Raw genomic sequence first — 13,858 nt, forward strand, 5'->3', positions numbered from 1 at the left:
AACTATTCATACCATTAATTTTAGGGAGAAGAGATGATGCGCGTATTGGTTGTTGAGGATAATGCATTGCTACGTCATCACCTGAAAGTTCAGCTTCAGGAAATGGGGCATCAGGTCGACGACGCGGAAGACGCAAAAGAGGCGGATTATTATCTCAATGAACACCTGCCCGATATTGCCATCGTCGATCTGGGGCTGCCGGACGAAGATGGTCTGTCGCTGATCCGTCGCTGGCGCAGCCATGATGTCTCCCTCCCGGTGCTGGTCTTAACCGCCCGCGAAGGCTGGCAGGATAAAGTCGAAGTGCTCAGCGCGGGCGCCGACGATTACGTGACCAAACCGTTCCATATCGAAGAAGTGTCTGCCCGTATGCAGGCCCTGATGCGCCGTAACAGCGGTCTGGCGTCACAGGTGATCTCTCTTCCTCCGTTCCAGGTCGATCTCTCGCGTCGCGAATTCTCCATCAATGACGAAGTCATTAAGCTGACCGCGTTTGAATACACCATTATGGAAACGCTGATCCGCAACAGCGGTAAAGTGGTGAGCAAAGATTCTTTAATGCTCCAGCTCTATCCTGACGCCGAACTGCGCGAGAGCCACACCATTGATGTGCTGATGGGGCGTTTACGTAAAAAAATCCAGGCGCAATATCCGCAGGATGTCATCACCACGGTCAGGGGTCAGGGATACCTGTTTGAACTACGCTAAATGAAGAAAATCCTTCGCCATTTACTGCCGCTGTCGCTGCGGGTCCGCTTTTTACTGGCTACCGCCGCGGTGGTGCTGATCCTCTCCCTCGCCTACGGCATGGTGGCGCTGGTTGGCTACAGCGTCAGCTTTGATAAAACCACCTTCCGCCTGCTGCGCGGCGAGAGCAATCTCTTCTACACTCTGGCCAAATGGGAAAATAATCGCATCAGCGTGGAGATGCCGGAAAACCTGGACCGGCAAAGCCCGACGATGGCGCTGATCTACGACGAGAAAGGCAAACTGCTGTGGGCGCAACGACATGTCCCGTGGCTGGAAAAAAGTATTCGTCCAGAGTGGCTAAAAACCAACGGCTTCCACGAAATTGAGGCCGACCTGAATTCCACCAGCTCCCTGCTCGGCAACGATGCCTCCATGCAGCGTCAGCTCGACGAAATCCGCGCGGATGACGACGATACAGAGATGACGCACTCGGTGGCGATCAATCTCTATCCGGCGACCATGGATATGCCGCAGCTCACGATTGTGGTGATCGACACCATTCCCGTTGAGCTGAAACGATCCTATATGGTCTGGAGCTGGTTCGTGTATGTTCTGGCAGCTAACCTGCTGCTGGTGATCCCGCTGCTGTGGATCGCCGCCTGGTGGAGCCTGCGCCCTATCGAATCGCTGGCGAAAGAGGTTCGCGAACTCGAAGAGCACAACCGGGATAAACTCAATCCGCAGACCACCCGCGAGTTGACAAGCCTTGTGCGCAACCTTAACCGCCTGCTGAAAAGTGAGCGTGAGCGTTACGATAAATACCGCACCACGCTGACGGATCTCACTCACAGTCTGAAAACGCCCCTTGCGGTGATGCAGAGCACGCTGCGATCCATGCGCAGCTCAAAGCTCAGCGTGGACGACGCCGAGCCGGTGATGCTGGAACAGATCAGCCGCATCTCCCAGCAGATTGGTTACTACCTGCACCGCGCCAGTATGCGCTCGGGCAGCCCGTTGCTCAGCCGCGAACTGCACCCCGTCGCCCCCCTGCTGGACAGCCTGACGTCAGCGCTGAATAAGGTCTATCAACGTAAAGGGGTGAACATTAGCCTCGATATTTCGCCTGAGATCAGTTTTGTCGGCGAGAAGAATGACTTTATGGAAGTGATGGGCAACCTGCTGGATAACGCCTGCAAATACTGCCTGGAGTTTGTCGAAGTTTCCGCCCATCAGACCGACGACGAGCTGCACATTATCGTCGAAGATGACGGCCCCGGCATTCCGCAGAACAAACGCGACGTGGTTTTTGATCGTGGCCAACGTGCCGACACGCTGCGTCCTGGTCAGGGTGTAGGGCTATCCGTCGCGCAGGAGATTGTCGATCAGTATGCCGGGCGCATCGAAACCAGCGATAGCCTGCTGGGCGGCGCGCGGATGGTGGCGATTTTTGGGCGTCAGCACCCCTCCTCTGACGATAGTTAGTACTGAATGTGAAAAAAGCGAGATTCTCGCGCGCAGGCTCTTACGCTTCCGTTATAATCCGAGTCAGTAAGAGCCTGCGGAAATATAATTATGGATTATCACTTAACACTTAACTGGCCCGAGTTTATCGAACGCTACTGGCAAAAACGCCCTGTCGTTCTGAAACGCGGGATCAGCAATTTTGTCGACCCCATCTCCCCGGATGAACTGGCCGGACTGGCCATGGAAAACGAAGTCGACAGCCGCCTGGTGAGCCACCAGGATGGAAAATGGCAGGTCAGCCACGGTCCTTTTGAGAGCTACGATCACCTCGGCGAGACCAACTGGTCACTGCTGGTGCAGGCCGTGAACCACTGGCATGAGCCGACCGCAGCCCTGATGCATCCGTTCCGCGCCCTGCCCGACTGGCGCATGGACGATCTGATGATCTCCTTCTCTGTTCCGGGTGGTGGCGTTGGCCCGCACCTCGATCAGTACGATGTGTTTATCATTCAGGGAACCGGCCGCCGTCGCTGGCGCGTGGGCGAGAAAGTGCCGATGAAACAGCACTGCCCGCACCCGGACCTGCTCCAGGTCGACCCGTTTGAAGGTATCATCGACGAAGAGATGGAGCCGGGCGATATCCTCTATATCCCGCCAGGATTCCCGCACGAAGGGTATTCCCTGGAAAACTCCCTTAACTACTCAGTGGGTTTCCGTGCGCCGAGCGGGCGCGAGATGATCAGCGGTTTTGCTGATTATGTTCTGCAGCGCGAACTGGGCAGCCATCGCTACAGCGATCCGGACGTTCCTGCGCGCGAGCACCCTGCCGACATTCTGCCGCAGGAGCTGGATAAACTGCGCGAGATGATGCTGGGCCTGATTAACGAGCCGGAGCATTTCCGTCAGTGGTTTGGGGAGTTTGTCAGCCAGTCGCGTCACGAGCTGGATGTCGCTCCCGCCGAGCCGCCTTATCAGCCAGATGAGATTTATGATGCCCTGCAACAGGGTGATTCGCTGGTCCGTTTGGGTGGGTTGCGCGTACTGCGCATTGGCGACGATATCTTCGTCAATGGCGAGAAGCTCGATTCCCCGCACCGTCCTGCGCTGGAAGCGCTGGCGAGCCATATGGTTCTGAATGCTGAGACCTTCGGCGATGCGCTGGAAGATCCGTCATTCCTCGCCATGCTGGCGGCGCTGGTGAATAGCGGGTACTGGTTCTTCGAGGACTGAGTGAACGAGTGCCCGGTAGCACTTTGCTTACCGGGCACTGCTTTTCTCACTGCTTCGCTGTCAGCTCCGCAATTCGCACAATCACTTTTACCGCTTTCTCCATCCCTTCCAGCGTCACAAACTCGTGCTTGCCGTGGTAGTTATAGCCGCCGGTAAACAGGTTCGGGCACGGCAATCCCATGAAGGAGAGCTGCGAGCCGTCGGTGCCGCCACGAATGGGTTTGAGCTGCGGTTCGATGTCGCAATCACGCATCGCCTGCTGGGCGATATCCAGGATGTGCGGATGCTCCATCACCTTCTCGCGCATATTGTAGTAGCTGTCCTCGATGATCAGCTCAATGTAGCAATCCGGGTGCAGCCCTTTGCCGACCTTTTTGGCGATCTCCATCATCTTACGCTTACGCGCGCTTCGAACGCCTTGCGATCAAAATCGCGAACGATGTAGTGCATCTGCGCACTGTCCACCGTGCCTTTAATACTGGTGAGATGATAGAAGCCTTCATAGCCTTCGGTCTGCTCCGGGCTCTCCTCAGCGGGAACTTCCGCATGAATCCGCGAGGCCAGCGACAGCGCGTTGACCATCACCCCTTTCGCCGAGCCCGGATGCACGTTGTTGCCGACAATTTTGATGGTTACCGAAGCCGCGTTAAAGTTTTCAAACTCCAGCTCTCCGACGCCGCCGCCGTCAACGGTGTAGGCCCACTTCGCGTTGAAAGCCTCAACGTCGAAATGTTTCGCCCCTTTGCCCACCTCTTCGTCTGGCGTGAAGGCCACACGGATATCACCGTGCGGAATGTTTTTGCCTTTCAGCACCGCCAGCGCCGTCATGATCTCCGCGACACCGGCTTTATCGTCGGCGCCCAGTAGCGTTTTACCGTCGGTGGTGATCAGCGTCTGGCCCAGCAGCTGATGGAGCACCGGGAACATCACCGGCGAGAGCACCTCATCACCGATACCAAGTGCGATATCGCCGCCACGGTAGTTTTCGACAATCTGCGGATTAACGTTCTTTCCGCTAAAATCAGGTGACGTATCGACGTGAGAAATAAAGCCAATCGCCGGAACCGAACCTTTTACGTTCGACGGCAGCGTCCCCATCACAGTGCCCTTTTCGCTTAAGGTCACATTGACCAGACCAAGCTCTTCCAGCTGATCCTTCAGCAGGTTTAAAAGCTTCCACTGGCCCTCGGTGCTCGGCACCTGTCGGACACCCGCTTTAGATTGGGTATCCAGCGAAACGTACTGTAAAAAACGCTCAAGTAATTTTTCCATGCAGTCACCCTCACTTTTTGTGACAACATTATCAGTAAGCATCAAAACCCAAATATTGCGTCAGGTCACTTTTATCCCGTAAACGAGAATATTTTCGATTTTGTCGTGATTCGTTAATAAATGTAGCTTATCAATCAGTCACAAGGATTGGTGATTTCAGTGGTTTGCCGTAGAATGACCGCCCTCATTAAGAGTCACCAAGGTGGTTACACACAAACCCCGCAGTCGGTAAACCCACCGACGCGTTTATATGGGACAGCGCCAAAAATTGAATACACAACCGGGAACACTGTCACCGCTGGTTCTTCTGTCGGGGATCAGCAAAAGTTTCGATGGTAAAACCGTCATTGACGATCTTAACCTGACTATCAATAACGGTGAGTTTCTCACGCTGCTAGGCCCCTCGGGCTGCGGCAAGACAACCGTTCTGCGCCTGATTGCCGGACTGGAAAGTGTCGACAACGGCCATATTCATCTCGAAAATCAGAACATCACCGATGTTCCCGCTGAACATCGTCACGTTAATACCGTCTTCCAGAGCTACGCCCTTTTCCCGCACATGACCGTGTTCGAAAACGTGGCATTCGGCCTGCGCATGCAGAAAACCCCTGCCGATCAGATTACCCCACGGGTGAACGACGCCCTGCGGATGGTTCAGCTCGACGAGTTCGCCCAGCGCAAACCGCATCAGCTCTCCGGTGGGCAGCAACAGCGCGTCGCCATTGCGCGCGCCGTGGTCAACAAACCCCGCCTGCTACTGCTGGATGAGTCCCTCTCCGCACTCGATTACAAGCTACGCAAACAGATGCAGAACGAGCTGAAGGCGTTGCAGCGTAAGCTCGGCATTACCTTTGTATTCGTCACCCACGATCAGGAAGAGGCTCTGACCATGTCGGACCGTATCGTGGTGATGCGCGACGGCAAGATCGAGCAGGATGGCACGCCGCGTGAAATCTACGAGGAGCCAAAAAACCTGTTTGTGGCCAGCTTCATTGGCGAGATCAATATCTTCGACGCAACGGTCATTGAGCGTCTCGACGAGCAGCGCGTGCGCGCCAGCGTCGAAGGTCGCGAGTGCAATATTTACGTTAATTTTGCGGTCGAAAAGGGCCAGAAACTCAACGTGATGCTGCGCCCGGAAGATCTGCGCGTCGATGAAATCCACGACACCGCGGAGGCGGAAGGCCTTATCGGCTACATCCGCGAGCGTAACTACAAAGGGATGACGCTGGAGTCGGTGGTTGAGCTGGAAAATGGCAAAATGGTGATGGTCAGCGAGTTCTTTAACGAGGACGATCCGGACTTTGACCATCCGCTCGATCAGAAAATGGTCGTTAATTGGGTAGAGAGCTGGGAGGTTGTGCTGGCCGATGAAGAACACCAGTAAATTCCAGAATGTGGTGATCGCCACGATCGTGGGTTGGCTTGTGTTGTTTGTTTTCCTCCCCAACCTGATGATCATTGGCACCAGCTTTTTGACCCGCGACGACGCCAGTTTCGTTAAGCTGGTCTTTACGCTGGATAACTACGCACGCCTGCTGGACCCGCTCTACTTTGAGGTCCTGCTACATTCACTCAACATGGCGCTGATTGCGACCCTCGCCTGCCTGGTGCTGGGCTATCCCTTCGCCTGGTTTCTGGCGCGGCTGCCGCAAAAAATCCGCCCGCTGCTGCTGTTTCTGCTGATTGTTCCCTTCTGGACCAATTCACTGATTCGCATCTACGGCCTGAAGATTTTTCTCAGTACCAAAGGCTATCTGAACGAGTTTCTGCTGTGGTTGGGGGTGATTGATACGCCGATCCGCATCATGTTTACCCCGAGCGCGGTGATTATCGGTCTGGTCTATATTCTGCTGCCGTTTATGGTGATGCCGCTCTATTCCAGTATCGAAAAGCTCGACAAACCGCTGCTCGAAGCGGCACGCGATCTGGGTGCCAGCAAACTGCAAACCTTCCTCAGGATCATCATTCCGCTGACCATGCCGGGCATTATTGCCGGCTGTCTGCTGGTGATGCTCCCGGCGATGGGGCTGTTTTACGTCTCCGATCTGATGGGAGGTGCGAAAAATCTGCTGATCGGCAACGTGATAAAAAGTCAGTTCCTGAACATTCGCGACTGGCCGTTCGGCTCTGCCACCAGCATTACGCTGACGGTGGTGATGGGCCTGATGCTGCTCGTCTACTGGCGCGCCTCCCGCTGGCTGAATAAACAGGGAGATCTCGAATGATCGGTCGTCTGCTGCGTGGCGGTTTCATGACCGCCATTTACGCCTATCTTTATATTCCGATTATCATTTTGATCGTGAACTCGTTTAACAGTTCACGTTTCGGGATCAACTGGCAAGGCTTTACCACCAACTGGTATAGCCTGCTGATGAACAACGACAGCCTGTTGCAGGCGGCACAGCACTCTCTGACGATGGCGATCGCGTCGGCGACCTTCGCCACGCTGATTGGCTCACTGACCGCCGTGGCGCTCTACCGCTACCGTTTTCGTGGTAAACCCTTCGTCAGCGGGATGCTGTTTGTGGTGATGATGTCGCCGGATATCGTGATGGCGATTTCACTGTTGGTGCTGTTTATGCTCATCGGCCTGCAGCTTGGCTTCTGGTCGCTGCTCTTTTCGCACATCACCTTCTGCCTGCCCTTTGTGGTGGTGACGGTTTACTCGCGTCTGAAGGGCTTTGACGTGCGAATGCTCGAAGCGGCGAAGGATCTGGGGGCGAGTGAGATGACCATTCTGCGCAAAATCATTCTGCCGCTGGCAATGCCGGCGGTCGCTGCCGGATGGCTTTTGAGCTTCACGCTGTCGATGGACGACGTGGTGGTCTCTTCCTTCGTCACCGGGCCGAGCTATGAAATTCTGCCATTGAAAATCTACTCAATGGTGAAAGTCGGTGTGTCACCGGAGGTGAACGCGCTGGCGACGATTCTGTTGGTGTTATCGCTGGTGATGGTGATTGCCAGCCAGATTATTGCTCGTGATACAACGAAATCTCAGGGGACGTTAAAATGAAAAAATGGTCACGCCACCTGCTCGCGGCAGGTGCTCTCGCAATCGGCATGAGCGCCGCGCACGCGGACGACAGTAAGACGCTCTACTTCTACAACTGGACCGAGTATGTGCCGCCAGGCCTGCTTGAACAGTTCACCAAAGAGACGGGGATCAAGGTGATCTATTCGACCTACGAGTCGAATGAAACCATGTACGCCAAGCTCAAAACCTACAAAGACGGCGCCTATGATGTAGTGGTGCCGTCCACCTATTTCGTCGACAAAATGCGCAAAGAGGGCATGATCCAGAAGATCGACAAGACGAAATTAACCCACTTCGGCAACCTCGATCCGCAGATGCTGAACAAGCCGTTCGACCCAAATAATGACTACTCTATCCCCTACATCTGGGGTGCAACCGCCATCGGCGTGAACAGCGACGAGATCGACCCGAAAACCGTCACCAGCTGGGCTGACCTGTGGAAACCGGAGTACAAAGGCAGCCTGCTGCTGACGGACGATGCGCGCGAAGTGTTCCAGATGGCGCTGCGCAAACTGGGCTATTCCGGTAACAGCACCGACCCGAAAGAGATCGAAGCGGCCTATAACGAGCTGAAAAAGCTGATGCCAAACGTAGCAGCGTTTAACTCCGATAACCCGGCTAACCCGTATATGGAAGGCGAAGTGAATCTGGGGATGGTGTGGAACGGTTCTGCGTACGTTGCGCGTCAGGCCGGTACGCCGCTTCAGGTCGTCTGGCCGAAAGAAGGCGGGATCTTCTGGATGGACAGCCTTTCGATTCCGTCTAACGCCAAAAACGTCGACGGTGCGATGAAGCTGATTAACTTCCTGCTGCGCCCTGAGGTGGCAAAACAGGTGGCGGAAACCATTGGCTATCCGACGCCAAATCTGGCGGCACGCAAGCTGCTCAGCCCTGAGGTAGCGAACGATAAATCACTGTATCCGGATGCGGAAACCGTGAAGAAAGGCGAATGGCAAAACGATGTGGGCGACGCAAGCCGCATTTATGAAGAGTATTATCAGAAGTTAAAAGCAGGCCGATAGCGTTAACCGGCCCTCTTCCCTACGAAGAGGGCCGGGAAAATTACAATCCCTTCAAGAGCTTTTCGACAAAATCTGGCACCACAACGCTCGCCAGACCATACTGTTTCTCTTCAAACTCGCTGCCGACCTGGCTCGGTTCCAGATTCAGCTCAACCGTGTGCGCACCGTGCAGCCGTGCTTCATGCACAAAACCTGCCGCCGGATAGACATGCCCTGACGTGCCAATCGCAATAAACACATCTGCCATTGCCAGCGCGCTGTAGATCTCGTCCATACCCAGCGGCATTTCGCCGAACCACACCACGTGTGGACGCAGAGGTGACGGGAACTGGCAGCAATGGCACTTGTCATCGAGCGTGATATCACCGGTCCAGTCGAGGACCTGACCGCTCCACGCGCAGCGCACTTTCAGCAGCTCGCCGTGCATGTGGATGATATTGTGATTCCCGGCGCGTTCATGCAGGTTATCGATATTCTGCGTCACCAGCAGGAAGCGGTCGCCCAGCGCCTCTTCCAGCTTCGCCAGCGCCAGATGCGCCGCATTGGGCGCAATCTCCGGCGACTGTAGCTGACGGCGGCGGTCATTATAGAACGTCTGCACCAGCTCAGGATTACGGGCAAAGCCTTCCGGCGTTGCTACGTCTTCGACGCGATGTTCTTCCCACAATCCATCCGTGGCGCGAAACGTCCGGATCCCGGACTCGGCAGAAATCCCCGCCCCGGTCAGTACCACGACTCTTGGCTTTTCCATACCTTCTGGCATCACCCTGTCTCTGAAAAAAATCCGCTGGCGCAAGCGCTCACGCAGGCGGCGTTTATTTTTGCGAAAACGGCTCAGTCGACCTAACCGACGCGACAGCATAAAAACCTCGTATAACTAGCGGGTGAGATGAAGGAATGCCGCACCGCGCATGCCTCCGGCATCCCCATGACGCGCACGTTCGATACGCGGTACGCGGGCGACCGGCAGCAAATGTCGGGGCAGTCGCCCGGACAAATGCTCCGTGATCGCCGAAAAGTTGGATAACCCGCCACCGATCACCAGTAAATCGGGATCGACAATGGTCAGAATATTGCCCAGACACACCGCCAGCAGATCAAGATAGCGCTCAACGTGTTCGCGGGCCTGTTCATCGCCCTGCTCCCACAAGGTGATGATTTCCGGCGCTTCACGTTTCTGATGATAGAAGTGTTCGTAAAGCCATGCAAACCCGCGACCGGAAAGATAATTCTCAATGCAACCGTGCTGCCCACAGCCGCAGCGGGTCAGGGGAAAATCACGCCCGACCACCTCCAGCGCATCCACCGGCAGGCGGATATGGCCGAACTCACCGGTAATATAACTGCGACCGGTAATCGGCTTGCCGTTAATGATAATCCCGCCGCCGACGCCCGTCCCCAGAATCAGTCCCATGACTAAAGGGTACTGACGGAACTCATCGTCCCAGGCTTCGGAGAGGGCAAAGCAGTTGGCATCGTTGTCGAGACGCACATCGCGTTCAAGGAGAGCAGAGAGATCGGCGCGCAACGGTTTACCGCTGGCGGCTGGCACGTTGGCGGCGTAGAGCGTACCGTCGTCGGTTTCCGGCATCCCCGGAATACCAATCCCCACGGAGCCTTTCACACCAAAACGGGTGTCTGCGTCGGTCACCAGGGCGGCGATCGCGTTCAGAAAATCGTCGTAACTGTCGCGTGGCGTGGGTACACGGGTTTCCCACTGCAATTTGAGCTGTTCATCAAATACGCCGAGCGCAATTTTAGTGCCGCCAATATCAAATCCATAATACATAACGCATTCCTCTTTCTGATTTGGCGGCCCGAAAACCGCTAAATCATGACGTAATTACTGGCCACTTAGCACCCTCGCCGGATCAATTCGGCTTGCGCGACGCGCTGGATACCAGCTTGCCAGCAGACTCAGTAAAAGTGCTGTAACCAGCACATAAATAACGTCCAGCCAGTGCAACTCAGACGGCAGGAAGTCAATAAAATAGATGTCACCCGACAGGAATTGATGTCCAATCAGCTTTTCAATGCCGTTGATAATCGGCGTCAGCTGCAGGGAAATCACCACGCCGATCACCACGCCGCAGAGGCTGCCAAACAGACCCGCCAGCAGACCATACCAGACGAAAATGGCACGAATAAGACCGTCTTTCGCGCCCAGCGTGCGCAGAACGGCAATGTCGCTGCTCTTGTCTTTAACGGCCATCACCAGCGTCGAGACGATGTTAAAACAGGCCACGCCAATCACCAGCACCATCGCCAGATACATAATGGCGCGGATCATCTGGATATCGCGATACATATAGCCGTAGGTGCCAATCCAGCTTTTGATATAGACATAGTTGTTGGTCACGCCACCGGCGTCGCGCACCAGTTTATTCGCATTGAAGACGTCGTTGACCTTAATGGCGATACCGGTGACGCTGTCGGCCATATCCAGGTACTGACGCGCATCGTCCAGCGGGACCATCGCAAAGCTATGATCGAGCTGACCGCTCAGGGCTAAAATCCCGGTCACGTGCAGACGCACGCGCTTCGGCTGCTGGAGTTTGTGATCGGCGCTGGCGTTCGGGATCATGATCGACACCCAGTCGCCCTGCTTCACCTTCAGCGCATCCGCGACACCTTTGCCGATGATAATCTGCTGCTCACCCGCTTTAAAGTTCGCCCACGCGCCGTTCTGCACAAACTGTGGCAACGCGCTCAAACGCGCTTCCTGCTGCGGATTCACCCCTTTCACCTGAATGGCGCGCAGATTCGCTCCGCTCTCCACCAGGCCGGTAAAGTTGATGTAGGGTGCTGCAGCCACAATGCCCGGCACGTTTTCCACTTTCGTGAGCGCCTCGCTCCAGTGGGTCCACGGCTGATTCACCGGTTCAATTTCGCCGTGCGGAACGACCGCCAGAATGCGGTTATTCAGCTCACGTTCAAAGCCGTTCATCGCGCTTAAGCCGACGATCAGCACCGCCACGCCGAGCGCGATACCCACGGTAGAGATCACGGAAATCAGCGACACCATGCCGCCGCGACGGCGGCCACGGCTAAAGCGCATACCGATCAATAAGGATAACGATGACGCCATTACTCGGCTCCCATCAGGGTCAGTTCCGCCGTCAGACGACCGTCACGCATCTCCAGCTGACGGCTCATGCGTCGCGCCAGCTGCAGATCGTGGGTCACCACCAGGAACGCCGTTCCCTGGGAGGCGTTCAGTTCGCCGAGGAGCTGGAAAATGCTGTCTGCGTTGCGCGCATCAAGGTTACCGGTCGGTTCGTCCGCCAGCACCAGACGCGGGTTATTCACCAGCGCACGGGCAATCGCCACACGCTGGCGTTCGCCACCGGAAAGTTCAGACGGACGATGGTTCCCGCGATGACCGAGGCCAACGGCTTTCAGCATGTCGCTGGCGCGGGTATTGATCTCTGCCGGTTTCTTTTTGCCAATCAGCAGCGGCATCGCGACGTTTTCCAGCGCGGTGAAATCAGGCAGCAGGTGGTGGAACTGGTAGATAAAGCCAAGAGACTGATTACGCAGATCGGCTTTCGCCGTCGACGTCATTTTGCTCATCGGCTGGCCGGAGAAGATCACATCGCCGGAGGTCGGCGTATCCAGCCCGCCCAGCAGGTGCAGCAAGGTACTTTTGCCCGAGCCGGAGCTACCGACAATCGCCATCATTTCGCCTTCGCCTACGCTGAAACTGACCTCATGCAGGACATCGGTCTGCACGGTGCCTTCCTGATAGCGTTTGGACAGGTTGTCGCATTGCAACAGGATCTTATTCATAACGTAAAGCCTCAGCGGGTTGAGTGGCGGCGGCGCGCCAGGAAGGATAAAGCGTAGAGAGCAGTGCAATGGCCATCGCGACCAGCGCAATACCCACGACCTGCAGCGGCTCGATCGCCACCGGCAGCGCGGCACCGTCGAGCAGAATACCGATAATCGGCATCAAATTATTGAGCTGGCTGGCCAGCAGCGCGCCCAGTACGGCACCCAGCAGCGCCCCGATAATCCCGGCGCTCGCTCCCTGAACCATAAACACCGCCATAATCTGGCGCGGCGTCAGTCCCTGGGTTTGCAGGATCGCCACTTCGCCCTGCTTTTCCATCACCATCAGGCCAAGCGACGTGATGATGTTAAACGCGGCAACGGCAACGATCAGGCTCAGCAGCAGGCCCATCATGTTCTTTTCCATGCGCACGGCCTGGAACAGCTCGCCTTTACGCTCGCGCCAGTCCTGCCATTTGGTGCCTTCCGGAAGTTTTTGCTCGCTCAGAACATCCACTTTCAGCGGTTCGTTGAGCCACAAACGCCAGCCGCTAATGTTACCCAACGGATAACGCATTAGGCGGGAGGCGTCCTGAATATTCACCAGCATTTGATAGCCGTCGACTTCGCTGTTAGCGGCGAAGGTGCCGATCACGTTGAACAGGCGCTGGCTCGGCAAGCGCCCCATCGGGGTGAACTGGCTGGCCGACGGCACCATCACGCGCAGCTGATCGCCACGGTTGACGCCAAGCTGTCCGGCGAGCTGCTCGCCGAGAATAACGTTGTATTTGCCTGGCTCAAGATCGGTCTGTTTGACGTTAACCAGATACGGAGTGAGCGGATCTTTCTGCGCCGGATCGATGCCCAGCATCACCCCCACCGACACGCTGCGCGCGCTTTGCAGCACCACGTCACCCGTTGTCAGCGGCGCAATACGGCTGACACCCTGTAACTTTACGGCGCTTTCGGGCAGCTGTTGCGGATTAATGGAGCCCTGAGAGGAAGAGAGAACCGCCTGCGGCATCAGTCCCAGGATGTTGTTTTGCAGCTCGCGCTCGAAGCCATTCATCACGGACAGAACCGTCACTAAAGCCATCACGCCAAGCGTAATGCCAATAGTGGAAAGCCAGGAGACAAAGCGACCGAAGCGGTCCGCGGCGCGCCCACGCATGTAACGTAAGCCTATAAAGAGTGCGACAGGTTGGTACATGAAATCCGTCTGGTTGCTGATAGCAGACCCACGAGTATATAAGCGAATCCGTTAAGCGTAAATGACTGAAACCGTAAGCTTTGGTAATGATTTTGGCGAAAAAACAAGAAAAATCATCAGGCTACTTGTCGATCGGCCTCTCATTACACCCACGCCCTTCTC

Annotated in this window: 12 protein-coding genes and 1 pseudogene; 7 read left to right on the top strand and 6 right to left on the bottom strand. The window is 55.9% G+C overall.

Going from position 1 to position 13,858, the window contains the following annotated elements:
- Nucleotides 1-36: 36 nt before the first annotated feature.
- The 3 genes from phoP (at nt 37) to OVA10_RS15885 (ending at nt 3,384) form a co-directional block, all read left to right on the top strand.
- Entirely contained in the window at nt 37-708 is a 672-nt protein-coding gene (gene phoP / locus OVA10_RS15875; RefSeq protein WP_100780550.1) for a two-component system response regulator PhoP, read from the top strand.
- Nucleotides 709-2,172 (top strand): two-component system sensor histidine kinase PhoQ, encoded by a 1,464-nt coding sequence (phoQ, locus tag OVA10_RS15880; protein WP_102103464.1) that lies wholly within the window; start codon nt 709-711, stop codon nt 2,170-2,172.
- Between the two features lie 90 nt (nt 2,173-2,262).
- Nucleotides 2,263-3,384: a ribosomal protein uL16 3-hydroxylase gene (locus OVA10_RS15885; protein WP_100780552.1), complete on the top strand. Its 1,122-nt coding sequence runs from the start codon at nt 2,263-2,265 to the stop codon at nt 3,382-3,384.
- Between the two features lie 46 nt (nt 3,385-3,430).
- Here OVA10_RS15885 and pepT read toward each other — a convergent pair.
- A pseudogene (gene pepT / locus OVA10_RS15890) lies at nt 3,431-4,656 on the bottom strand (peptidase T).
- A 250-nt stretch (nt 4,657-4,906) separates the two neighbouring features.
- Here pepT and potA point away from each other — a divergent pair.
- The 4 genes from potA to potD are packed head-to-tail and all read left to right on the top strand — an operon-like array spanning nt 4,907 to nt 8,715.
- Entirely contained in the window at nt 4,907-6,043 is a 1,137-nt protein-coding gene (potA, locus tag OVA10_RS15895) for a spermidine/putrescine ABC transporter ATP-binding protein PotA (RefSeq protein WP_102103463.1), read from the top strand.
- The gene (potB, locus tag OVA10_RS15900) at nt 6,027-6,884 is read left to right on the top strand and encodes a spermidine/putrescine ABC transporter permease PotB (protein WP_268196333.1); all 858 of its coding nucleotides are present in this window, start codon (nt 6,027-6,029) and stop codon (nt 6,882-6,884) included. The genes potA and potB overlap by 17 nt, the downstream gene beginning before the upstream one ends.
- On the top strand, nt 6,881-7,672 hold the full coding sequence (gene potC, locus OVA10_RS15905) for a spermidine/putrescine ABC transporter permease PotC (protein ID WP_100780556.1): 792 nt from the start codon (nt 6,881-6,883) through the stop codon (nt 7,670-7,672). Before potB ends, potC begins: the two co-directional genes overlap by 4 nt.
- Nucleotides 7,669-8,715, top strand: coding sequence for a spermidine/putrescine ABC transporter substrate-binding protein PotD (gene potD / locus OVA10_RS15910; RefSeq protein WP_268196334.1), 1,047 nt, complete (start codon nt 7,669-7,671; stop codon nt 8,713-8,715). Before potC ends, potD begins: the two co-directional genes overlap by 4 nt.
- Before the next feature lie 40 nt (nt 8,716-8,755).
- Here the strand turns inward: potD and cobB are convergent, their stop codons facing one another.
- The 5 genes from cobB to lolC are packed head-to-tail and all read right to left on the bottom strand — an operon-like array spanning nt 8,756 to nt 13,696.
- Nucleotides 8,756-9,577, bottom strand: coding sequence for a Sir2 family NAD+-dependent deacetylase (cobB, locus tag OVA10_RS15915; protein WP_102103460.1), 822 nt, complete (start codon nt 9,575-9,577; stop codon nt 8,756-8,758).
- A gap of 15 nt (nt 9,578-9,592) precedes the next feature.
- Nucleotides 9,593-10,504, bottom strand: coding sequence for an N-acetylglucosamine kinase (gene nagK, locus OVA10_RS15920; protein ID WP_123429091.1), 912 nt, complete (start codon nt 10,502-10,504; stop codon nt 9,593-9,595).
- A gap of 54 nt (nt 10,505-10,558) precedes the next feature.
- Entirely contained in the window at nt 10,559-11,803 is a 1,245-nt protein-coding gene (gene lolE, locus OVA10_RS15925; protein WP_123429092.1) for a lipoprotein-releasing ABC transporter permease subunit LolE, read from the bottom strand.
- Complete coding sequence (gene lolD / locus OVA10_RS15930) at nt 11,803-12,504, bottom strand: lipoprotein-releasing ABC transporter ATP-binding protein LolD (RefSeq protein WP_100780561.1); 702 nt, start codon at nt 12,502-12,504, stop codon at nt 11,803-11,805. The genes lolE and lolD overlap by 1 nt, the downstream gene beginning before the upstream one ends.
- A complete protein-coding gene (gene lolC, locus OVA10_RS15935) occupies nt 12,497-13,696 on the bottom strand; it encodes a lipoprotein-releasing ABC transporter permease subunit LolC (protein ID WP_100780562.1) in 1,200 nt (399 codons plus the stop codon). The genes lolD and lolC overlap by 8 nt, the downstream gene beginning before the upstream one ends.
- Between the last annotated feature and the right edge of the window lie 162 nt (nt 13,697-13,858).

The organism is Lelliottia sp. SL45, assembly GCF_026672535.1.
Taxonomy (GTDB): Bacteria; Pseudomonadota; Gammaproteobacteria; order Enterobacterales; family Enterobacteriaceae; genus Enterobacter; species Enterobacter nimipressuralis.

Excerpts from the sequence above, each read along its gene's own strand:
- OVA10_RS15885 (WP_100780552.1), top strand. The coding sequence starts at position 2,263 with ATGGATTATCACTTAACACTTAACTGGCCCGAGTTTATCGAACGCTAC.
- potA (WP_102103463.1), top strand. The coding sequence starts at position 4,907 with ATGGGACAGCGCCAAAAATTGAATACACAACCGGGAACACTGTCACCG.
- lolC (WP_100780562.1), bottom strand. The coding sequence starts at position 13,696 with ATGTACCAACCTGTCGCACTCTTTATAGGCTTACGTTACATGCGTGGG.
- potD (WP_268196334.1), top strand. The coding sequence starts at position 7,669 with ATGAAAAAATGGTCACGCCACCTGCTCGCGGCAGGTGCTCTCGCAATC.
- nagK (WP_123429091.1), bottom strand. The coding sequence starts at position 10,504 with ATGTATTATGGATTTGATATTGGCGGCACTAAAATTGCGCTCGGCGTA.
- lolE (WP_123429092.1), bottom strand. The coding sequence starts at position 11,803 with ATGGCGTCATCGTTATCCTTATTGATCGGTATGCGCTTTAGCCGTGGC.
- potB (WP_268196333.1), top strand. The coding sequence starts at position 6,027 with ATGAAGAACACCAGTAAATTCCAGAATGTGGTGATCGCCACGATCGTG.
- cobB (WP_102103460.1), bottom strand. The coding sequence starts at position 9,577 with ATGCTGTCGCGTCGGTTAGGTCGACTGAGCCGTTTTCGCAAAAATAAA.
- phoQ (WP_102103464.1), top strand. The coding sequence starts at position 709 with ATGAAGAAAATCCTTCGCCATTTACTGCCGCTGTCGCTGCGGGTCCGC.
- lolD (WP_100780561.1), bottom strand. The coding sequence starts at position 12,504 with ATGAATAAGATCCTGTTGCAATGCGACAACCTGTCCAAACGCTATCAG.
- potC (WP_100780556.1), top strand. The coding sequence starts at position 6,881 with ATGATCGGTCGTCTGCTGCGTGGCGGTTTCATGACCGCCATTTACGCC.
- phoP (WP_100780550.1), top strand. The coding sequence starts at position 37 with ATGCGCGTATTGGTTGTTGAGGATAATGCATTGCTACGTCATCACCTG.